General features: G+C 56.2%; 14 protein-coding genes, 1 tRNA gene and 2 pseudogenes. 8 read left to right on the plus strand and 9 right to left on the minus strand.

Annotated elements, in window-relative coordinates; translation table 11 throughout:
• Positions 1–36 precede the first annotated feature (36 nt).
• The 3 genes from BBBR_RS01485 to BBBR_RS01495 form a co-directional block, all read right to left on the minus strand.
• Positions 37–1,329: an anaerobic sulfatase maturase gene (locus tag BBBR_RS01485; RefSeq protein ID WP_032738131.1), complete on the minus strand. Its 1,293-nt coding sequence runs from the start codon at positions 1,327–1,329 to the stop codon at positions 37–39.
• A 73-nt stretch (positions 1,330–1,402) separates the two neighbouring features.
• Positions 1,403–2,464 carry a LacI family DNA-binding transcriptional regulator gene (locus BBBR_RS01490; protein WP_003828208.1) on the minus strand — a complete coding sequence of 354 codons (1,062 nt, stop codon included), beginning with the start codon at positions 2,462–2,464 and terminating at the stop codon, positions 1,403–1,405.
• Between the two features lie 48 nt (positions 2,465–2,512).
• The gene (locus tag BBBR_RS01495; RefSeq protein WP_014483439.1) at positions 2,513–3,994 is read right to left on the minus strand and encodes a sulfatase-like hydrolase/transferase; all 1,482 of its coding nucleotides are present in this window, start codon (positions 3,992–3,994) and stop codon (positions 2,513–2,515) included.
• 486 nt (positions 3,995–4,480) lie between these two features.
• On the opposite strand from BBBR_RS01495, the gene BBBR_RS01500 reads away from it, so the two are divergent.
• From BBBR_RS01500 to BBBR_RS01510, 3 genes are all read left to right on the plus strand, one after another.
• The gene (locus BBBR_RS01500) at positions 4,481–5,857 is read left to right on the plus strand and encodes an ABC transporter substrate-binding protein (protein WP_003828211.1); all 1,377 of its coding nucleotides are present in this window, start codon (positions 4,481–4,483) and stop codon (positions 5,855–5,857) included.
• 72 nt (positions 5,858–5,929) lie between these two features.
• Positions 5,930–6,841, plus strand: a complete 912-nt coding sequence (locus tag BBBR_RS01505) for a carbohydrate ABC transporter permease (protein ID WP_015438401.1) — start codon at positions 5,930–5,932, stop codon at positions 6,839–6,841.
• A 1-nt stretch (position 6,842) separates the two neighbouring features.
• The gene (locus BBBR_RS01510) at positions 6,843–7,817 is read left to right on the plus strand and encodes a carbohydrate ABC transporter permease (protein ID WP_003828213.1); all 975 of its coding nucleotides are present in this window, start codon (positions 6,843–6,845) and stop codon (positions 7,815–7,817) included.
• Between the two features lie 162 nt (positions 7,818–7,979).
• Here the strand turns inward: BBBR_RS01510 and BBBR_RS01515 are convergent, their stop codons facing one another.
• From BBBR_RS01515 to BBBR_RS01535, 5 genes and pseudogenes are all read right to left on the minus strand, one after another.
• A complete protein-coding gene (locus tag BBBR_RS01515; protein ID WP_003828214.1) occupies positions 7,980–9,203 on the minus strand; it encodes an ATP-binding protein in 1,224 nt (407 codons plus the stop codon).
• 254 nt (positions 9,204–9,457) lie between these two features.
• Positions 9,458–9,823, minus strand: a pseudogene (locus BBBR_RS01520) (transposase); the annotation flags it as partial.
• Between the two features lie 27 nt (positions 9,824–9,850).
• Positions 9,851–10,516 carry a TetR/AcrR family transcriptional regulator gene (locus BBBR_RS01525; RefSeq protein ID WP_014483444.1) on the minus strand — a complete coding sequence of 222 codons (666 nt, stop codon included), beginning with the start codon at positions 10,514–10,516 and terminating at the stop codon, positions 9,851–9,853.
• A 71-nt stretch (positions 10,517–10,587) separates the two neighbouring features.
• The gene (locus BBBR_RS01530; protein ID WP_003828217.1) at positions 10,588–11,925 is read right to left on the minus strand and encodes a DUF2974 domain-containing protein; all 1,338 of its coding nucleotides are present in this window, start codon (positions 11,923–11,925) and stop codon (positions 10,588–10,590) included.
• A 230-nt stretch (positions 11,926–12,155) separates the two neighbouring features.
• On the minus strand, positions 12,156–12,710 hold the full coding sequence (locus BBBR_RS01535) for a methylated-DNA--[protein]-cysteine S-methyltransferase (protein WP_003828218.1): 555 nt from the start codon (positions 12,708–12,710) through the stop codon (positions 12,156–12,158).
• A 289-nt stretch (positions 12,711–12,999) separates the two neighbouring features.
• Here BBBR_RS01535 and BBBR_RS01540 point away from each other — a divergent pair, with 289 nt between their 5' ends.
• Together BBBR_RS01540 and BBBR_RS11225 are read left to right on the plus strand one after the other, a co-directional pair.
• Positions 13,000–13,449, plus strand: coding sequence for a holo-ACP synthase (locus BBBR_RS01540; protein ID WP_014483447.1), 450 nt, complete (start codon positions 13,000–13,002; stop codon positions 13,447–13,449).
• Positions 13,450–13,613: 164 nt separating this feature from the next.
• A pseudogene (locus BBBR_RS11225) lies at positions 13,614–14,150 on the plus strand (alpha-amylase family glycosyl hydrolase); the annotation flags it as partial.
• Here the strand turns inward: BBBR_RS11225 and BBBR_RS01550 are convergent.
• The gene (locus tag BBBR_RS01550; RefSeq protein ID WP_015438405.1) at positions 14,135–14,833 is read right to left on the minus strand and encodes a cation:proton antiporter domain-containing protein; all 699 of its coding nucleotides are present in this window, start codon (positions 14,831–14,833) and stop codon (positions 14,135–14,137) included. The pseudogene BBBR_RS11225 and the gene BBBR_RS01550 sit on opposite strands and share 16 nt — an antisense overlap.
• Positions 14,834–15,002: 169 nt before the next feature.
• Between BBBR_RS01550 and BBBR_RS01555 the strand changes: the two genes are divergently transcribed.
• The 3 genes from BBBR_RS01555 to BBBR_RS01565 all read left to right on the plus strand — a co-directional run bounded on the left by BBBR_RS01555 (position 15,003) and on the right by BBBR_RS01565 (position 20,259).
• Positions 15,003–15,076: transfer RNA gene (locus BBBR_RS01555), tRNA-Gly, on the plus strand.
• A 347-nt stretch (positions 15,077–15,423) separates the two neighbouring features.
• On the plus strand, positions 15,424–15,858 hold the full coding sequence (locus BBBR_RS01560; protein ID WP_032738220.1) for a hypothetical protein: 435 nt from the start codon (positions 15,424–15,426) through the stop codon (positions 15,856–15,858).
• Positions 15,859–16,542: 684 nt separating this feature from the next.
• Positions 16,543–20,259 carry a DUF7604 domain-containing protein gene (locus BBBR_RS01565; RefSeq protein WP_003828224.1) on the plus strand — a complete coding sequence of 1,239 codons (3,717 nt, stop codon included), beginning with the start codon at positions 16,543–16,545 and terminating at the stop codon, positions 20,257–20,259.
• Positions 20,260–20,314: the final 55 nt, after the last annotated feature.

A 20,314-nucleotide genomic window follows, 5' to 3' on the forward strand; every position in this document is an offset into this window, starting at 1 on the left:
GGGGCAGCCGGCAGCGGCAAGCCGAATGAAGGAGTATTACGGCAGGGCTCCGCCGACCCTCACACGACTGCGAATGCGCGGATCCATGATTTCGGATGCGGCATGGCCGGAACGAATCAGGCGGGCCATGCCTATGATGTCCGGGCGGATGTGCTCATAGAACAGTGAATAGCCCGCGCAGAGGTAGTTCTGTCCGTTTTGCCCATCCTTGGATTTCAGGAAACGGTCTTTCGGGCAGCCGCCGTTGCACATGCGCACATACGGGCATCGGCGACACTGATCGGTCAGTTCCGCATGTTTTTTCAATCCAAAACGTTGCATGCGCGCTGATTGCGACAAGGTGAAGAAATCGGCGTTGGCCACATTGCCGATCAGCCAATCGGGTTCCACCCAATGATCGCACGCATATACATCGCCATTGAATTCCAACGCGAAATTGTATCCGCATTCCGGGGCGTGTACGCATACGGCGTATTGTCCGAATAGCGAGCCCAGTGCGCCGTCGAAATCCTGGACGAATACCCGACCGACATCATGCGCTATCCATTCGTCGAATACATCGCATAAAAACCGTCCGTATGCTTTCGACGACGTGGAACGGGATGTGACCTGTTCGCCGGTTTGACGATACAGCAGACCGGCGCGTTCGCCTCTCGTCCCGGTGATTCGCCAGCCGTTGCGCTCCACCCGTTCCAGTTGCGAGGAATCCACCCGTTCGACGATCGGAATGAACTGTATGAAATCGGCGCCCAATTCGTCGCGAAAATATCGGTATACCTCCGAACCCCGTGTTTCGTTCGCATGATGCACCGTGCAGAGGATATTGCAGCGCACTCCCGCGTCGTGCAGTAATCGCCAACCTCGCACAGCCATTGCGTGCGTGCCTTTGCCACCACGATTCAATCGATAGGCGTCATGGCAGTCCTGCGGGCCGTCGATTGATACGCCCACCAGCACATCATGTTCACGAAGAAAGGCGACCCATTCGTCGTCGATCAGGGTGCCGTTGGTCTGCAAGGCATGTTTCACGAGTTGTTTCTTGCGCCGGTATCGTTCGCATAGGCTGACGGCGGTTCTGAAGAAATCGATGCCACGCAAGGTGGGTTCTCCGCCCTGCCACAGCATCGTCACCTCGCCATCGGGACTTGCCGCCAGGAACTGGCGAATGTACGATTCCAGCACCTCTTCGCTCATCATCTGACGGGCCGAATCGTAGAGCAATTCCTTCGAGAGGAAAAAACAGTACTGGCAGTCAAGATTGCAGGCCGCGCCTGTCGGCTTGGCTATCACGGTAAAGGGGAGGCGAGGCCGCCTCATCGTATCGCTCATCAAAACGCGCCTTATGTAGTGGGTTGCACAAAGAGTCTCCGAATGCTCCTGATGATACTTGTCTTCAGCGCCGTCAGACATTGCCTGCCGCCGTGGATTCCCGTGCACGCAGAATCGTACCGACGGTCACTTTTTGCGGAAGCGTTTCCACGTCGGGATGTTCGATGCGTCTGCGCAACAAGGAAACGACGGCGGACGCCATGCCGGGCAGGTCGACTTCGACGGTGCTTAGAGTAGGGGTGCTGATGGCACTGTGGCGAATACCGTTGAAGCCGATGATTTTCACCTGCTCCGGCACCCGGACTCCGGCTTCATGCAATCCGTGAAGCATGCCTAATGCGATTTCGTCGTCCAAGCAGAACAAGCCGTCATATGGCATTCCGGCTTCCATGAAGAGGTTCGCTGCGCGAATGCCTTCGTCAGAATTCCACCCGACATCGATCAACCGTTCATTCACGATGGATTCGCGGTTTTCGTGATACAGGTCGGCCAAGGCATCCATCGCGGCATGCATACGCAATCCTTGGAGTGTCAGTACGGAAGAGCCTTCCGGGATATCGGCCTCCTTGTCGTCGGTCATGCCGCCGACGATGCCGATGGACGTGCAGCCCTGCTGGCGTAAGTGTTGGATCGCGCTGTTCACACCTTCGGAATTCGGGGATTTCACCCTGTCATATCGCGTGGTTTGTGTGAAATCACCGAGAATCACAGCAGGTTTATCCCCGATCAGCATGGATAGGTCTTCATCGGTGTAATGCGCGACCGGCGCGACGAAAAACCCATCGGCCAACGAGGAGAGCGCGGAACCGATGATGCTGTTCTCCTCGGACGCCGAATGCTGGGACTGCTGCACCACCAGTTGCATGCCGGCCGAAGTGGCTTCCCGGGCCAACTCCACGGAAAGCATCGAATAATAGGTGGGGGAAAGATCCGGCACGACGAATGAGATAAGACCGCTGTGGTTTGACCGGAGCATTCGCGCGGAGAGATTCGTGTTGTAATGCAATGCCTGTGCTGCGGCCAGAACCTTTTTCCTGGTGCGTGGAGAAACGTTCGGAAGCCCGCGCAGCGCTGCTGAGCATGTGGTGTGGGACACGCCCGCCTGACGTGCCACGTCTTTGAGCGTCGTTGCCATATCATCCCTTTCTTTCCGCCAAGTCCGCCTCGGATGCTGAACGAACCGCTATCTCAAATGTAGACCATGGACGTACATGTGCTTGTCATCGTAGCCGCGACGTAAGGGCACGAGTTGTCCCCATCCCTGGACGTCATGCGCCCAGGCGCTGTCCGCCGCGGTTTCATGATGGGCGAACCACTCTCGCAGACGGTCGTGCAATTCGTTTTGCATATGCGCATGGGTGGCGGTGCCGTACAGGTTCTCCCGTTCCTCAGGATCGTTGCCGAGATGATAAAGCTCGCCGGGGCCGTCATAGCGTTCGATCAGCTTGTAATCGCCGCTGCGTACCATGCGTCCGCCGCCGTACTCATCGAACACCATCACCGATTCGCGTTTGGCGTCATCGACTCCGCTTCTCGCCAGATTTGCGAATGACGAACCGGCGCGTAACGGATCGTCGGCCGGATCGACTCCGGCGAGTTCGCAGATAGTGGACATGAACCCGGTCGCCGATACATGATCGCTCACCTCGTGTGCTTCGGTTTGGCCGGGAAGGCGGATGATGAAGGGAACCCTCACGGAATTCTCCCAGAAATTCAACGGATAGGTGCCGTTTCCCTTGCCCCAGATGCCGTGATGTCCGCAACTGAAACCGTTATCCGCCATATACACGATAACCGTGTCTGAGGCGAGATCATGCTCGTCGAGTTTGTCGAGTAGCAGACGCAGTGCACGGTCTACGCCGGAAAGGGACGCCGCGTATCCGCGCAGTTGCGGTACGGGATCGTCGAACGCCTCATAGAATTCCGTGCGAGGTTTGGACCAAGGATGCGGAGGCTCCCGGGGAACCGATGCGAAATCGCATCCGCTGTACAGGTCGCAGAGTTCCTGAGGATGGCTTCCCACCCATGGGTGGTGCGGAGCCGTGAAATTCACCTGCATATAGAACGGGGAGTTCGATGTCGTTCTTCCCGCGACATTGCCTGACGCATAGTCGTCGAGGAAGCGACAGGCCTCATCGGCCACTGCATCGGTGAAATATCGCGGTTCGTCGCGTTTGTTGCCGTGGTCGTCCCAGATGGGCGCGTCGAAATACGGGCCGCCGCCTTTGCGATGCGCATACCAGAAATCAAATCCCGGTGCCGGTCGACGTGACGTCCCCACATGCCATTTGCCGCTCATTGCGCAAACGTATCCGGCTTCGTGCAGTACTTCCGGCAGGGTAAGCAATCCGCCGAGATACTCCTCCTCGTGCGGGTCGGGCTGCTCTTCACCCGGAATGAGCCAGTCGTGCACGCCGTGTGCGGATGGCATGCGCCCGGTCAGCAATGATGCCCGGGCAGGTGAACAGACGGGCGAGGCGCAATAGAAATTATCGAAGATCGTGCCCGTCTCTACCAGCTCATCGACAGTGGGCGTGACCAGTTCGGGCATGGTCCGGGTCAGCGCCCAGGGGCCTTGATCGTCGGTCATGACGACGAGGAAGTTGGGACGCGACGTGCCGGTTTCCGTGTCGCTGCGCGAATCGTGGGTCATGTCTGATGACACGATAGCTCCTTTTCCATAGGTTCGCGGGTTGGGAATCCGGTGTGATGACGCCCCCGCGGTGCCGATTTCAGCTCCTTCGTACTATAGCATAAATCTTAACGTTAAACCATCGTGAGTGTCGTCTTCTACTGCGAATGTGGCGGGGATGGCGATGAGGGACAGCGCTATGGCGGCAAGGGGGTCGCGTGGTGTCCACAGTTGGCAACGACAGATTCACGTATTTCGATGAGATGCCTAGAAATGGCATATTTCTGGGCTTTATGAAAGGTGATATTACTCGGAAATCATCCGTGAATCACGAAATGCGTACCCTATGGTTCCGTATTCTTCCATCCATATTGACGCAATCGCCGTGTGGCGCGCCGGAGGGGGCTGGGTTTTGATTTCGGAGAATACTGTGTTACGTTATCTTAACGATACGATATGGAGATGCGATGACACTGCATTCGTATCGGTCCAGTAAAGAAGCTGACGAAAGAGGTTCATGTGAACAAGGGTTTATATAGGGCGGTATGCGCTGTGGCGGCCGCTGCGCTTGCGTTCCCCCTTGCCGCGTGCGGCAGTGGCGGCGGAGATACGGGTGCCAGCGGCATTACCGCCGATGATGTCCAAGCGGCGTTGGACAGCGACGAGGATATCACGCTCACCGTGTGGACGTGGGCCTATGACATCCGCAAAAAGAGCACTGACGCCTTTATGAAAAAGTATCCCCACATCAAAATCGATCTGGTCTCGACCGGCACGTCGTCGGATCATTACACCAAATTCCAGAACGTCGTCAAAGCCGGATCGGGCATTCCCGACATCGTGCAGACCGATTACGACTCGATGCCGCAATATGCCGCGACCGGATCCCTCGCCAATATCTCCGAAGAGTCGATAGAGAAGGAATTCGGCTCGCTCTACGCCGATGCGGCCTGGAATGCGGTCCACATGGGCGACGGACTCTATGGCATTCCCTCCGATCAGGCCCCTGTCGCGATGTATGTGCGTGCGGACATCCTGGAGGAATATGGCATCGACGTCCCGACCACATGGGACGAGTTCGAGGAAGCCGGCAAGAAGCTGCACGAGGCGGACCCGACAAAATACATGGGAGTCTTCGACACCAGCAATGCACATTTCATGGACTACTTCTTCCGCGCGGCAAGCGTCAAAACCTATTCCGTTGACGGTACGGAAAACGTGTCCTTCGACATGCAGAACGACGAGACCAAGGGGGTCATGGAACGCATCCAGCGCATGATCGACGAAGGCGTCATCGAAGCGACGGCGACCGGCACCGATCAGTTCACCCGGGATTTCCTCGACGGACGCTACGCCACATGGATCGACGGTTGCTGGCGCGGCGCGCTGATCGCCAGCAACATGCCCTCGCTTGAAGGCAAGATGACCGTGGAACTGCCGCCGGCATACGGCGACTCCTCCGCCGACCTGAAAACGGCCACCATCGGCGGAAGCATGCTGGCCATGACCTCAGCATGCCCGAAGGAGAAACAGGCCGCGGCGATAGCGTATATGAACTGGGTCAGCTCCGATCCGGACGCCATCGAAGCGTGGCAGTCCTACGGCGGCAGCTATTTCAATGCGGCGAAGTCCTTCCAGACCGACTCCGAACAGGCCAATATCACGGACGACTTCTTCCGAGGGGAGAAGGTCAAGGCCGTGTACTTCGAATCCGCGTCGAAGATCAACGACGATTGGGACGTGCTTCCTTTCAACTCCCAATACGCTCAGGAATTCGTGGACACGGTGGTGCCGGAACTCACTGAGGACGGTGACCTGTACAACGCCTTGGGCAAGTGGCAGTCGAACCTGGAGACGTATGCCGAAGACCAAGGATTCAACGTCGTTGATAAGTAGGATTCGTGATTCTCGGGCGGCGGTCGCGATGACGGCCGCCATCCGAGGGCGCGGCAATGAAGGAGAATGAGCATGACTCACGCAGCCGATGGAGACGCGCGGATGCCACTCAGGAAAGAAAAGCAGCAGTATGTCGGTATGCTCTACTGTTTGCCATACGTGGTCGTATTTCTGATGGGAACGATTCTTCCCATCCTGTACGCCTTATACCTCAGTTTCTTCAAGGAACGGATGGTCGGCGGCTCACGATTCGTCGGTCTCAAGAATTTCGTCCGCGCTGTGAGCGACGCGAAACTGTGGGAGAGTTTCGGGCGGGTGAGCCTCTACTTCCTTATTCAGGTGCCGCTGATGCTGGCGCTGGCATTGCTGGCGGCCCTGATTCTCGACTCCGGCAGGATCCGTCACATCGCCATTCCCCGTATGCTGTTGTTCCTCCCATATGCGGTGCCCGGTGTGATTGCGGCATTGATGTGGGGATACATTTACGGTCAGCGCAATGGCCTGATCGGTCAGTTTTTCCAAATGTTCGGAGCGCAGGCGCCGAACCTGCTGTCCGCCGACGCCATGCTGTTTTCCATCTCCAATATTGCACGGTGGTGCTTTATGGGATATAACATGCTGATTTTCTATGCTTCGCTCCGCGTCATTCCCGGCGAGTTATACGAATCGGCGCGCATCGACGGTGCGTCCGAATTCCGCATCGCATGGTCGGTGAAGATTCCGATGATTCGCAGCACCGTGATCATGACATTGCTGTTTTCCATCATCGGCTCATACCAGCTGTTCAACGAACCGAACATTTTGAAGACGCTGGTTCCCGAAGTCATCAATAGTTATTACACGCCCAATATGTACACCTATAATTTGGCGTTCACCGGGCAGGATATCAATTATGCCGCAGCTGTGTCGCTTGTCGTCGGATCCATCACGATGCTGATCGTGGCGGCAGTGAAGCTGTTCGGTTCACGTTGGGAGGAACGGTAATATGGCAACGACGAATGCCTCTGCTGCGTCATGGGGGACGCGCCTGGTCAACCGATGGAGGCGCAAGGAGTATGAGCGCAAACTGAAGAACCGTCAAACGGATGGTCCTCTCATCAAGCTGACGCCCCAACAAAAAGGCATGAACGTACTCCTCCATCTCATCATGCTGCTGATGTTGCTGTATTGCGTTATTCCGCTGATCTGGCTGGTGTTTTCCTCCACGAAAACCAATGAAGGCCTATACGCGTCGTTCGGCTTATGGTTCGATGACGAAAACGTGTTCTTCCAGAACATCGTGGACACATTTACCTTTCAGGAGGGCGTGTATACGCGATGGCTGCTGAACTCGATTCTTTATGCGGTCGTCGCTGGCTTGGGTTCCACCATTCTTGCCGCTTTCGCCGGATACGCCATCGCGACCATGAGATTTCCCGGCCGCAATATGCTGCTGTGGATCACCCTGATTTTCATGTCGATTCCATCCACGGTCATCACCGTTCCGCTGTTTCTGATGTATGCGAAGATCGGATTGGTGAACACGCCGTTGGCGGTCATCATACCGCAGCTGTCGAATCCGTTCGGCTTATACCTGATGATCATCTACGCACAGACATCCATTCCGCAATCTCTGGTCGAGGCGGCGCGTCTTGACGGTGCCAATACGTGGACGATTTTCTGGAAAGTGGCTTTCCCGCTGTTGTCGCCGGGGTTTGTGACCGTGCTGCTCTTCGCGTTGGTCAGCGTATGGAACAATTATTTCCTGCCGCTGATCATGTTGTCCAACACGGATGACTATCCGCTTACCGTCGGTTTGAACGTATGGCTCAAGATGGCCTCCGATCCTTCGGCTCAGCAGGTGCCGAACAATCTTATTCTGACCGGGTCGTTGCTTGCCGTCGTCCCGCTGGCGATATCGTTCCTGTTCCTGCAACGGTACTGGCAGTCCGGTTTAGCGGCCGGTGCCGTCAAGCAGTGACGTCGGAACTGCTTGCTTGCTCTTCCGACTCCGCGACACGCCGAAGGGGTGCTCACAGAACCGTTGTTGCCGAAAAGCAACCATTGGAATTCCGCCATTGTGCGAAACCTATCCGCCATTCCGTGAGCACCCCTTCGGCGTGTCGTCGTATCCGGCGCGTTCCTACGAGCAGAGCCAATCCATGACGTTGGTGATATGGATGCCTTCGTCGGTCATGCCCTCGCTATGCCAGTCGAGGGTGAGCACCGTGCGGGGGAATGCGTCGCCCAATCGCCGCAGCGGGTCTAATTCCCGCTCCCGGGTCTGCTCCTCGGTCATGTTCAACGTGACCTGAATGTACTGCTTGTTGTTTCCGCGCTTCGCGATGAAATCGATTTCGCCGTCGGGCAGCGATCCGATGGTGACATCGTAACCGCGTCGCTGCAGTTCCATGAAGACGATGCCTTCGAGCTGGGCTCCGCGATCCGAGCCGTTGAAACCCGTGGCGAGATTGCGAAAACCGTTGTCGACGGGGTAGAACTTGCGTTGCGGGCGCAGCAGTTCCTTGCCTCGCATGCGTTCCTGTTGCGCGCTGTAGACGATGAACGAGCGTTCGAGCGCGCTGATCTGGTTGTCGACGGTGGCGTAGGAGGCGTTCGCGCCGGCGCTTGTGAGCGTGTTGGCGACCTTGTTGACGGAGAACAGGTTTCCCGACGTTGAGAACAGATATCGGCTGAGTTTTTCCAATGTGGCGATGTCGCGGATGCCGTACCTTCCCGCCACGTCCTTCATCACAATGGATTCGTATATTGAGGTGAGTATTTCGGTCGCCTTGTCCTGGTCCGGCTGGCCGGTGGCGAACAGGCCGGGCATGCCGCCGAACATCATGTATTTGGAGAACAGCTGGTCCGTGGAATCCGTGGTTCCCTGAGCCCGATGATGGCGTTGGTATTCGTCGAAGGAGAGCGGATATACGGGGATGGTGATGTAGCGACCCGTCAGATGGGTCGCCAGTTCGCCGGATAGCAGCCGTGCATTCGATCCGGTGATATACACGTCGGTGTCGTCACGGGAATGCAGCCGGCGAACCACTTCCTCCCATCCGGGAACGTCCTGTATCTCATCGAGGAAAACGTAGAAGGGGCCGGGTCGGGATTCTTGCGTGGCTTGCATCAGGTCGGCGTGCAGGTCGGTCGCCGAATATCCGATGGGCGTGTCGAAGGAATCGAAGCGACGGGTGAAGATATTGCTCGCGGGAACGCCGTCGTCGAGCAGTGATTGCGCATAATGTTCCAGCAGCGTGCTTTTCCCGCACCGTCGGACGCCGGTAAGCACCTTGATCTCCGGGGTGTTCCGGTGGCTGCGCAGCGTGTCGGTGAGCTTGTCTCGTGCGATATACCCCGTCATCTTCACGCCTCCGATTTCTAGTGTATTGCAAAACAGTCATTAAATCGACGTTGATTTTCAGTATACTTGAAATTATGCATTCTGGAGTAATGATTCTATAGTGTACTCAAAATCGTGTGGTGGGTGTCGTCTGCCGCTGTCGGCTGGTGTGTGCTGTGGTATCAGGGTTCCGTTACTGTTTGAGCGGCGCTGCCACTGTTGGTGGTGCCCGAGTTTTTGCGCACGTTGGTCTTCGCCCGCCCCTGTGGCGATGATCAGTTCGCTGCTGGTACGTTCTCACCGAGCCCTGACATGTCGAGGTAGCGTCGCGTCGACCACTCGCTGGAGGTCACGTAGCGGACTCTCGCGCATATGAGCATCAGGGCGCAGCGCCCGTCGGGGAAGCCGCCGACCACGCGCGTGCGCCTTCCGATCTCGCGGCTGAGGCGTTCGATCATGTTGTTGGCGCGGATGCGGCGGCGATGCTCGCGCGGGTAGTCGTCGAGCAGATGGGTCGTCGTCTCGCCGATGCCCTCCCTGAGGCATCTGGCGGCCTCCTTGAGTTTCCTTGATTCCATGTCCTTGGCGGCGGATTCCGCCTTCTCCAACGCCTTGTCCCTGGTTTCCATGGAGAACACGGCCAAAAACCCAACTAGTGTAAACACACCCTAGTTGTGATGGCCGGCAGCAGTATTGTTGCTGTTCTGTGGGCCGTGTGCAAAGATGCGGTTCCAGTAATCGAGCATGTCTTCGCGGCTCATGGCCAGATAGATGCCCATGGCCAGCACGGCCACGTCTTCCTTGAGCAGATCCTTGATCTCGATGGTACCGCTCAGCTTGGGCCAGCGCTGAAGCACTGCAAGCATGCCGCCTACGGTGAATTCAATCATGAGATCGGTTGTGAGGTCAAGATGTTCGGGGTCTCGTTGCAGCATGCTGATCATCTGCAGTCGGCAGAAATCGCGCAGGGATTCAGTCAGTTCCAGCGTGCTGTGCGGGCCGGCCAGCAGAGCCAATCGGTCGAGACGCTGGCGCTGTTCCGGGTTGGCGAGCGTGGCGGTGATACGTTCGCGCCACTGCTCCTCGGGGTTGCCGTTCGGGTCGGGGGTGCGGTTGATCGGGATGGATTCGACCTGATGCAGAATGGCGGAATCGGCCAGTTCCGGCAGTCCGGAGAAGTGGTAATAGAACGAATTGCGGTTGACTCCGGCCTCGCTTACCACATCGGTAACGGTGATTTTGCGGTAGTCGCGGTCGGCGAGTAGTTCCCAGAAAGCGTTTTCGAGGCGCTCTTTGGCTGGCAGCACCTCGGAATCATGACGTGGACGCGGCATCTCTTCCTCCTGACACATTGCGCTAATAGTCACGCTGTCTAATAAGTTATTGGACACTATAACTAGTATCTCTAGACATCTGTGGGTTTATCGTTGGGTTCGTTCTTCTGCTCGGTAGCGGGTGTGCCGTTTGGTTCGTCGGCGTCTGCCGCTGCCTTGGCGTTGGCGGAATCTGTCTTGTGTTTGGCGGTGGCGGCCTTGATCAGAATGGGCACTGCTTCGGCTAAATGCCGCCGATCCTCGGGGGTAAGTCCCACGAACGCGCCAAGCATGGAGGGGATTGAAGCGGGGAAATTGCTCATCACTTCGCTGAACGTCGTGGCGCCATTGGAGTGCAGCACGGTGAACAGGGCGTCCACTGCACGCTCGCGCTGTTCCGGCGTAAGCGCGCCAACCCAATGATTCAACTCTTCGTTGAACAGTTGGGAGCTGGAGCTGAGATCGGGCTCGGTGACGAACTGATCGCCGTCCACCAGCCAGGTGAATGCGGAATGCTGCATAATGCCGTCCGAATCGGAAGACACCACACGGCATGGTTCAGGAGTCTCGAAAATCATGCCCACAATCGATGAGCTCGGCACGATTTTCGTCACCTTTGGCTGGATTCTGCGGTAGGCGGGGCTGGTCACGATTTCCGAGGGGAAGCCGGGGCCGTCCAGCGAATAGATATGCCGAATGCGGTTTTGGACTTTGGCGTCGGCGTTCATCGCCGCATAAATCGCCAGATTGCCGCCTTTGGAGTGGCCTACCAGAACAATCGGACCGTCCCATAGGCGGGCCACCGTATCCAGATATGCACTGGCTGCGCGTTGGGCCGGTACTGGATACTGGAAAGCCATGTTGAAATCCTCTTTCCAGCCGATTAGCGAATCATCGGTTCCGCGGAAGGAGAGGACCATGGTGCCTTTATGCGTAGGGTTGCGACGGTTTCGGCCGTCGGGCAGCTGGAACGTCGCCGCGGCAAATTGGGTTTGCTCGCCGCGGTTGACGTGCTCGACGACGGCTCCCAGCTGTATGCCGGTAAAGCGCGGATTATTGCCGGCCTCCTCGAACAGAGTATGGGTGAGGCGTGGATCGATCACCGAGACCATTTGGGCTTCGTGGGGTTTGTCATCTTCCGATGTATCGATTGAACGATGCAATTCTTGGTTGGCCTCTTTGAGGCTGATTGATTCCATTGCCGGATGCCAGAGCCCTTTGAGCCATATCAACGGATGTTTGGGTTCAAATGTACGGATGCGCGTGGCGAATGAGCCGGATTGCTGCTGTTCGTCAAGCATCAGTGTGGGGCAGATGTTGGCCACGTCTTCATAGATGAGTGTGGCGATAATCAGGGCGTCGATTTCATTGAACGGCAATTCGGAGAACGGGCGCAACTCGGTGCGTGCATAGTCGATGATGCCTGTCATACACGCCTCCCGATCTTGTTCATGGCCCTACGGCACAAGTTCATGCACGGCCGCAGTTTGCCTGCTGCCATGTGCTTTCCATTGTAGGGATTGTATGGGTGCCGATGGCGCACTGATGGTGAACAATTCCGTATGGGTTTCTCGGCATGACTCGGGAAATTGTTGGGTGGTCGGGGCGGAGCCCTGTGCTGAGTGCCGGTTGTCGTTTGCCGTGGGCGTTGAGTGCCGATTTATACCGGCCGGATATCGAGCAGATCGAATCGCGTTATATCCACGCCCTCGTGCTCGAGCAGTTCGGCCTTGATGTCGAGCCGGCCGCCATAGCCGCCAAACGCGCGGCCTGATCCGACCACGCGGTGGCAAGGCACGATGATGGTGATTGGATTGTGCTTGACCGCGCCTCCAACCGCTTGCGCAGCCATACGCCCTCCACCGCGGCGTTCGGACAGCTCGGCGGCTATCTCTCCGTAGCTGGCCGTCATGCCGTAAGGAATTTCTGCAACGAGTTGCCATACTTCGTGCTGAAACGGAGTGCCCGCCGGATTCATTGGTGGGGCCTGGCTGAGGCTTGGGCGTTCGTCTGCAAAGTAGGCCTGCAGCCAGTCGCGGGTTATGCGGAACACCTCGAGTTCGGAATCTGGCGTTCCGTTGTCGTGCTGCTGGTTCTTGGTGACCCACCACCAGTCCTCGAGGCATAGCTCGGTGAGCGCCTCACCGTCTGAAGCCATCATCATCCGACCGATGGGTGTTTCCGCGGTGGTGCGTATCAATTGCCGTTGTGCCATACAGCCATTATGGCGTGTTCGCGCGGCTTTCTGCATTTCGAGGGGCTGATTTACGTTTCTTCGGAGGTCTACTTCCGTTTCAAGGGGCTGGTGTCCAAGTAGACGAGGCGCAAAAATGGCGGAATGGCGTTGGCATTATGCTGTGGATACTTGTGGTGCAAAGGATGACCGGCCCCTCGAAACGGAGATAGATATTCGGAAAAGCTCAAATCAGCCCCTTGAAATGGAATTAGAGCTCAATTTTGATGGAATGTGGAACTTGCGCGCGAAGCGGTGGACAATGGGAACCATGAACACATTTGGTTTGGGACATGACGTGGTGGATGTGGCCGCGTTCGCTGAACAGTTGGGACAGCCGGGCTCGCATATGCGTGCTCTGTTTTCCGTGCGCGAGGTACGGCAGGCGGAGGACCGCGCACGCCAAAAAAACGATGGCGAAGCTGTCCATCTGGCCGCCAAATGGGCCGGCAAAGAGGCGTTCCTTAAAGCGTGGTGTGATTTTCTGGGGAGTGCGCCGTTCCCGTTCACGCTGGATAATTTCCCGTGGCGCGAGATTGAGATTCTCGATGATTCGCGCGGTGTGCCGCATGTGTCGCTGAGTGGTGACGCATCGCCGGCGTTCCAGACTGATTACTCGGGTTCGATCCCCGACGTCCGCATCTCCCTGAGCCATGATGGCCCGGTTGCGTCCGCCGTGGTGATGATTCAATCCGGTAATGATTCGCGCGAAATCCGCTGAACGGTGCGAAATTTCAGCTTCTCTTCGGCGCGTCCTCGGTTACATGCATCGAACCGGTTTGATATAGTTGACGCAACATGTCAAACGATTGACGCGAGCAGCGGGCAGAGACGAAGGAGTTTCCGGTGGCTCAGAGCAGCCAGTCGGCACAGGCAGAGAAGTCAATCGCGCAGAATAAGGCAAAGAAAAGGCATACCGGCACTGTTTTCAATACCCGCTTCGCAGCTCATAAGGATGAACTTGAGCGGCTCTTCATGAGTCTGTACAACGACCATGATGCCTTCGACTCTCTCGTCGACAGCATGGCTGAGGCCTATGCTGACCGTCCCGCCGACCTGAAGCGTCTCGACAAGTCCCGCGAACAAGACCCGGATTGGTACAAGCGCGGCAACATGTTCGGCATGACCATGTACACCGACCTGTTTGCCGGGGATCTCAAGAAGCTTGCCGATAAGATCCCGTACCTCAAGGAGCAGAAGCTCACCTACCTGCACCTCATGCCGCTGCTCGACATGCCCCACCCGAACAATGACGGTGGCTATGCGGTCCAGGGCTTCGACACTGTAGACCCGAAGCTCGGCGCCAACGAGGACCTCGCCGCGCTCGCCAAGAAGCTGCGCCGCGCCGGTATCAGCCTGTGCATCGACTCAGTGAGTTATCGTTTTTCTTCCCCCGTGCGCGTCGTTCAGGCCGTCGGCGCGATTAGTCGGGTCTCACCTTTCATCAATTTGGATGTCAATCCGCCGAGGAGCGGCATGAGGAATACGGTCACGGCGCCGGCGGCCACCAGCGTTGACGCGGTGGTTTGGTGCATGGTGCCGCCCTGCACCGCAAGAGAAGTCACGGCCACAATCAGCGGCAGAGCCGTTGTAAAATACAGCGAAACGGTGAGCTTATCCTGCGGGTCGAGTGGGTTGACTCGATGGTCGAGCGTCGTGGCCACAAAAATTGGCACCGCGCGCACCAGCAGCAGCATGATGATGAAGGTGATGAGCAGTGCAGGATTGGCCACGACCGCTTTCACGTCAATGGATGCGCCGGAAACCACGAAAAACACGGGAATAAGGAAGCCATAGCCCACGCCTTCGAGCTTCAGGTTCAATGTATGGTTGCCGTTCGGCGTGACGAATCGCAGGATGAAGCCGGCCGCGAACGCGCCCAGCACCACATCAAGCTGGAACAGGAACGCCAGACCCAGTTCGCTGAGCAGTTCAACGGCTTTGGTCACCCAGATTTTATCTAGGATGAATGGTCCGAATATCGCCCCGAACACCAGCAGCAGCACGGTCTGCGGCATGGGTTTGCCGGGAATAAGCTGCGTGATGATAGGACACGCCACTGCAATCATCATGATGATGGATAGCGAGACGAGATCATAGGTCATGGTCTGATCGAATTCTCTCCGTTTTCTTGAATACGTTTCGGCAGTGTAGTTCGTCCCGTTGTCTCGAAGCGGTCATGTAGTCTTGCCGTGTGACAACCCTGCGACAGGCGCGGTTGCCATCCCCACAGAAATATGTATAATAACCCAAGTCGCCAAAAGCGACGTTTGCGCGGATGTAGCTCAATGGTAGAGCCTCAGTCTTCCAAACTGATTACGCGGGTTCGATTCCCGTCATCCGCTCCACTATTTATATGTTGGTGTATCTAATTGGGAATACCGGAAGGGTGAGCTACCCCGAGTAGTATTAGTACTCATGGTGTTGAGAATCGACGAAGCTGAACTGCGTGCCAAGCTCTTTGAGCACAAAGAGCAGATTGCAGATTGGTTTCGGCCCGATTGCCAATGGGGTTGTCATCATCATCGAAGGATTGTTTTACATTCCTGCTGCTCTCACATCTGGACTCGACCAAATTTTTCAAGGATTGCTCCTTGCATTGAGCATTATTTTCATATTCTAGGGAGTATGGAGTTTGATTACTGCTTGCAGAAATAAGTATGATGCCATAACACTGTATGAGGATATCGCCAACATGGATAGAACCGAACGAAGAAGCTCGATCATTGCGGTGAAAGACGCTAACCGATATCTTCTGTATCGTGATTTAGGTTGGGGATGCGACTTTTTCCCTAATCATGCAACCGCAAGCAGTACTGATGAGGATGTTCGTCAGCTGACGACGTATTTTGCCGATGAATTCGGAATTCCTGCTAAAGACTTTACTCTGTCTCACATTTGTGTGAAGGATTCTGAGAAGCCATCCGCGGAGCATGATGGAGAGGTTCGTTATTACGAATACACGCTATACCGCGCTAGCGTAACGGTAATGCCTGACGCCTGGCGTTCCACTGAGTTCCATGTTGGTGCCAAGGACTGCCGCTGGATGACTCTTGATGAGATGCTTGCCGACCCTGTCATCAACAAAATCAATCATGATGTTGTTGCGATGGTGCGGGATAACTTGTGATTGTTGCCGCCTTTGGGGGCATATGGTTGTTGGGCCGAAGCGCGTTCTATACCTCGATAATCATCGGAATCAGGGCGTAGCATGCTCTATGGAACTCTCTATACCCTGAAAACACTGAAAATCAGGATATAGCGCGGTAGAACAGAATCTGCAAACAGCGGTATGCCGAGGAATGAGGTCCTCTTCACCCACGACGTAACGCAGATTCGTATCTTATGGACCTTATATATAGGTTTGTGGCCAAGGTGCTACCCACAACATTGCCCGTAACGCCACCGCCCGCAACAGAACACGGCCTTGGTGAGTCGTATGTTTGCGTTCACAGAAATTGCATGTAGCATGTCTTCGCATATGCGTAACGACGTGTGACCATGTGGCATTGCACACACAGAACGGTGGCATGCTGACGGCCGACGGTAACTCCGCGCCCCACGTAGCGGCAGCAAATCTGCCCCTATTCCCGAATTGTGGGAGCAGCACGCCCCACAGGGGCGAAAAAGTCCGTTATCGTAGGGTGGATGACGAGGGTGCCACTTTTCAAAAATTCCAAGGTTCTTTTCAATATCGGGTAAGAATTTCCCTCTATCCGGGTGGACGCATTCGTGCTTTTTGCTTAATAACGTAACGCCTTGTAGGTGTGACGCCAGGCTTTGGCGTACGCGATCGTAAGAGACAGGCAAGGCTATGAAGAGAATTGCAGAATGGTTCGCCGCGGTAGGGGCCGCAGCGAGCAAGAGTGGCAAACGGCTAGTGGCCGTCGTGGCCGCCGTAGCGATGCTTGGCGGCGTCGCCGGCGTGAGCGCGACCGCCATGGCCGATGACCAGTCTGCGGCCGATACCCAGCAGTCCACCGCCCAAACCGAAACTCCGGCAAACACCGACAGTAAGGACGCCGGTACGGATACCGGTAACAAGGATGATTCGACCAAGGCCGATGCGACCAAGTCTGATGACGCCGCAAGTGCCGATACCGATGCTGCCGCCTCGGAACTCACCAAGCAGACGGCTCCTGCTCCGACTTCGACGTTGAACACGCAGGCAGCCGAAGCCACGAATGGCAGCTGTGTGTATGCAGGTAACGTTGCCTCTGGGCTGAATAACGTGTGCTGGCTGGATATGACGAACTTCACCGCGGCCCAGAACCAGCTTCAGCCCATGAGCGTGAAGCTTTCGGACTCGTTGACGATGAAGTTCAACATCAAGTATACGGGTGGTCGTACGTTGCGTTCGGCTTGGAATAAAGCGGCGTTCGGCCATTACGGTTATGCCGGTTTCCCTGAAGGAACCAAGCCTGCTCTGTATCAGATAACCGGATCTTACAATACCGAGTCCACGGTAGAGCTGACGGACATCAAGATCGTAAATGCTGATGGCAGTGAAATCACCGGCAATTATTCGTTTATGATGGCGGATGCCGAGAGCACGAACAACGATGAGAGCATCTCGTTCACTTCTTCAAACGAGATCGAGCAAGTGGCCCAGTTCCCGCAACAGGGTGATGCCAACTACAAGAATTATGCGTTCGGTGATCAGACGTTCTCCGCTGACCACAAGACCGTGACCGGTGGTGGTGTGAGGACTGGTGCCAATCCAGGCATATACCTGTACAAGACCAAGTCACCGGATACCGTATCGGTGACGATGGGGGTCCATTATGGGCGCGAGATTCAGGCGGCGATCTTCGGCGTGCTGTTCTCCAATGCGGAGACCACTGTGACCACGAACAACGCTTCTGATACGTTTGCTGGCAAGGTCGAGTCGCAGACCTATGGTTCCGAGCAGACCGGTGGCGTAACCGGTTCTAATTCCGCTACCAGCAAAGTGGTGAACATGCTGTCGGATACGGACACGTCCGAACAGGTGAAGTTCACTCTGTCCGCCAGCGAAAACACTAATTGGAATGATTACAATGTCTCGTTCACCTGTGATGGCGATTGCGGTGAATACGATGCAACTCCTCAGATTGATACTGCGACCGGCAACCGGTATGTGACCGTCAGCGTCGCGTCAGAGAAGTCCGCGCACGGTAAGTGGGTCGTGACCAAGAAGGTCAAGCTGGACACCCCGAAGATTCAGAAGTCGATTTCGAAGGATGCGGTGGATTCCGCGGCTACTGGTCAGAAGGATTCCTACACCCTGAGCCTGAATGTCAAGGGCAACACGGTCTCCGGTACCACGACTTCCGGTGAAAAGGCCAAGATCGATGTGGCGTTCGTGCTGGATACTTCCGGAAGCATGAACGACAAGGTTGGCAATTCCACGCGTCTGAAGAACATGCAGAATGCGATTACCGATAACGGTGGTTTGTCGTCTGTGCTGTTCAACTCGCCTGACAAGATTGACGCGCAGGTGCATGTGATTACGTTCGCGAGCGGTCTTGGATTGGATGGTACGTCAGTGCTGTCTACGAAGGCCGACCTCGATGAGGTCGTTAACGGGCTGACCGCTAACGGTGCTACCCATTGGGAGAAAGGTCTTGAGCGGGTAAGCAATATCAGCACAAGGCCTGGCGCGACCAAGTATGTCGTGTTCCTTACCGATGGCGACCCCGGTAATAAAGGTTGGAAAGAGACTAACGTCTACAGCTGCGGTGTGCTTGGCTTGCAGACATGTGACGATAACGATTCCGCCCGTTCCGTATATAACGCTTCGGTGATCGCTGGTAAACAGTTGGCGAAAGCTGGCTGGAACATACTTAATGTTGGCGTCGACATGCCGACAACGGTGTACGTGAATCCGGATGCTGACTCGGTTAGCGGAAGCAATTATGACTTGCGCAATCATTCGTTCAGCCAAACTGCTGGTTGGGTCTCTCCTCTGGAGGCGTTGACCGCGCGTGAGAATGCCAACAAGTCCGCTACGGTCAAGGACCAGCTGATTAAGGCCTACCCGAAGACCACTTCCAGTGAGTTGGCTCAGGTGTTCAAAGACCTCGGCCAGATCATCACCACGACCACGACGAAGTCGTATGGCAAGGTGAGCATCGTCGATACCCTGTCCGACTATGCCGACCCGTTGTTCGAGTATGACAAGCAGTCTGGTGAGATTACGTCTGGCGTTACGGTGGTTACGAGTGACAGGTCGAATGTTGATGCCGAAGTGGCGTCCAAGACCTATGATGTCGCTACCCGTACGGTGACAGTGACGTTCAGGGACGGCTTCACGCTGGCCAAGGACGTGACCTATTCGGTGCAGTTCAAGGTCAAGCCTTCCGATAAGGCGTATGAGACGTATGCGTCGAACAAGCAGTCCGAAAAGGGCGGCTACACGGATACGGATAACACCGTGCATCAGGGTGAAACTGGTACCGGTACAGATTCGGAAAACAAGGACGGTTTCTATTCCAACGCGGAGGCCCATTTAGCGTATTCCGAGTGCACCGCAGTCAACAATGTCGCGAAGGATTGCGTGTCGAAGGATAACGTGACATATCAGAAGCCTGTCCTGCAGGTGAAGACCGGCAAGATTCAGGTGACCAAGAAATGGGATCCGACCGATTCCGAGCCAAAGGATGGCTCGAAGGTGACGGTCAACATCTACAAGGGTGACCATGCCGACGACGGCCAGAAGGTCGATACCCTCACCCTGGCCAAGGATGGTGGCTGGACTGGTTCCTTGGGGAACTTGGCCCCAGGCACCTACTTTGTGGAAGAAACCAATGTAGACGGTTACACGGCGTCCTACAGCCAGAGCCAGACGGTGACCATCACTGCCGACGATCTGTGGAAGGCTGAGCCGAACATGACGAAGTTCGACAACGTTAAGACATATGACGTGACTATCACGAACACGTTGAACCGTGTTGATCTTGATGTCAATGCAAACGTCAAGGTGAGCAAGACCGTGCAGGGTGCCGCCGCGTCCAAGGACTTCACATTCAACCTGACCTGCGCCAAAAGTAACGCCGCGTGCAAGGATGGCGTGACCTGGCCGAAGGATAGCAACGGCTCGTTGACCGCGACCGCGTCCAAGTCCGACTTACAGACCATTGGCACCCCGGCGGATGCCAAGTTCCCGGACGGTTCGACGTTGCAGCTCAAGGCCCCGACCGGTACGACTTCGGCCGTCTACGAGTTCACAGTTTCCGAGGATCAGTCGGGCAATCCCGCGGGCTGGAAGTACGACACCGATACGGTGACCGTCAAGGTCACGGTGAGCAAGAAGACTGACGGCTCCGGCTACAAGACCAATGTCGAGTACGTGTACGCCGACGGCGATTCCGATAAGACGGATAATCCAAAGTCGGCTGACTTCACGAACGTCTTTGTCGCCGTGTCTAGCTTGCCGGTGACCGGTGGCCGCTCGGCCCGTGACTGGCTGATCTACGGCGGTGGCCTTGGCCTGTTGGCCTTGTTGGCCGGTGCCGGCTACACCGTCTGGCGCAAGCGTCAGCTCGTCTGACCCGAACAGCCTGAGGCGGCCGCCCCTGGCTCCCCTCAGGGAGGGGAGCTGGCCG

Origin of the sequence: Bifidobacterium breve DSM 20213 = JCM 1192 (assembly GCF_001025175.1) — a bacterium.
GTDB lineage: Bacteria > Actinomycetota > Actinomycetes > Actinomycetales > Bifidobacteriaceae > Bifidobacterium > Bifidobacterium breve.

Bases quoted from the DNA above. Each gene is read 5' to 3' on its own strand.
- BBBR_RS01485 (WP_032738131.1), bottom strand. From the start codon at position 1,329: ATGAGCGATACGATGAGGCGGCCTCGCCTCCCCTTTACCGTGATAGCC.
- BBBR_RS01490 (WP_003828208.1), bottom strand. From the start codon at position 2,464: ATGGCAACGACGCTCAAAGACGTGGCACGTCAGGCGGGCGTGTCCCAC.
- BBBR_RS01505 (WP_015438401.1), top strand. From the start codon at position 5,930: ATGACTCACGCAGCCGATGGAGACGCGCGGATGCCACTCAGGAAAGAA.
- BBBR_RS01510 (WP_003828213.1), top strand. From the start codon at position 6,843: ATGGCAACGACGAATGCCTCTGCTGCGTCATGGGGGACGCGCCTGGTC.
- BBBR_RS01515 (WP_003828214.1), bottom strand. From the start codon at position 9,203: ATGACGGGGTATATCGCACGAGACAAGCTCACCGACACGCTGCGCAGC.
- BBBR_RS01525 (WP_014483444.1), bottom strand. From the start codon at position 10,516: ATGCCGCGTCCACGTCATGATTCCGAGGTGCTGCCAGCCAAAGAGCGC.
- BBBR_RS01530 (WP_003828217.1), bottom strand. From the start codon at position 11,925: ATGACAGGCATCATCGACTATGCACGCACCGAGTTGCGCCCGTTCTCC.
- BBBR_RS01535 (WP_003828218.1), bottom strand. From the start codon at position 12,710: ATGGCACAACGGCAATTGATACGCACCACCGCGGAAACACCCATCGGT.
- BBBR_RS01540 (WP_014483447.1), top strand. From the start codon at position 13,000: ATGAACACATTTGGTTTGGGACATGACGTGGTGGATGTGGCCGCGTTC.
- BBBR_RS01550 (WP_015438405.1), bottom strand. From the start codon at position 14,833: ATGACCTATGATCTCGTCTCGCTATCCATCATCATGATGATTGCAGTG.
- BBBR_RS01560 (WP_032738220.1), top strand. From the start codon at position 15,424: ATGGATAGAACCGAACGAAGAAGCTCGATCATTGCGGTGAAAGACGCT.
- BBBR_RS01565 (WP_003828224.1), top strand. From the start codon at position 16,543: ATGAAGAGAATTGCAGAATGGTTCGCCGCGGTAGGGGCCGCAGCGAGC.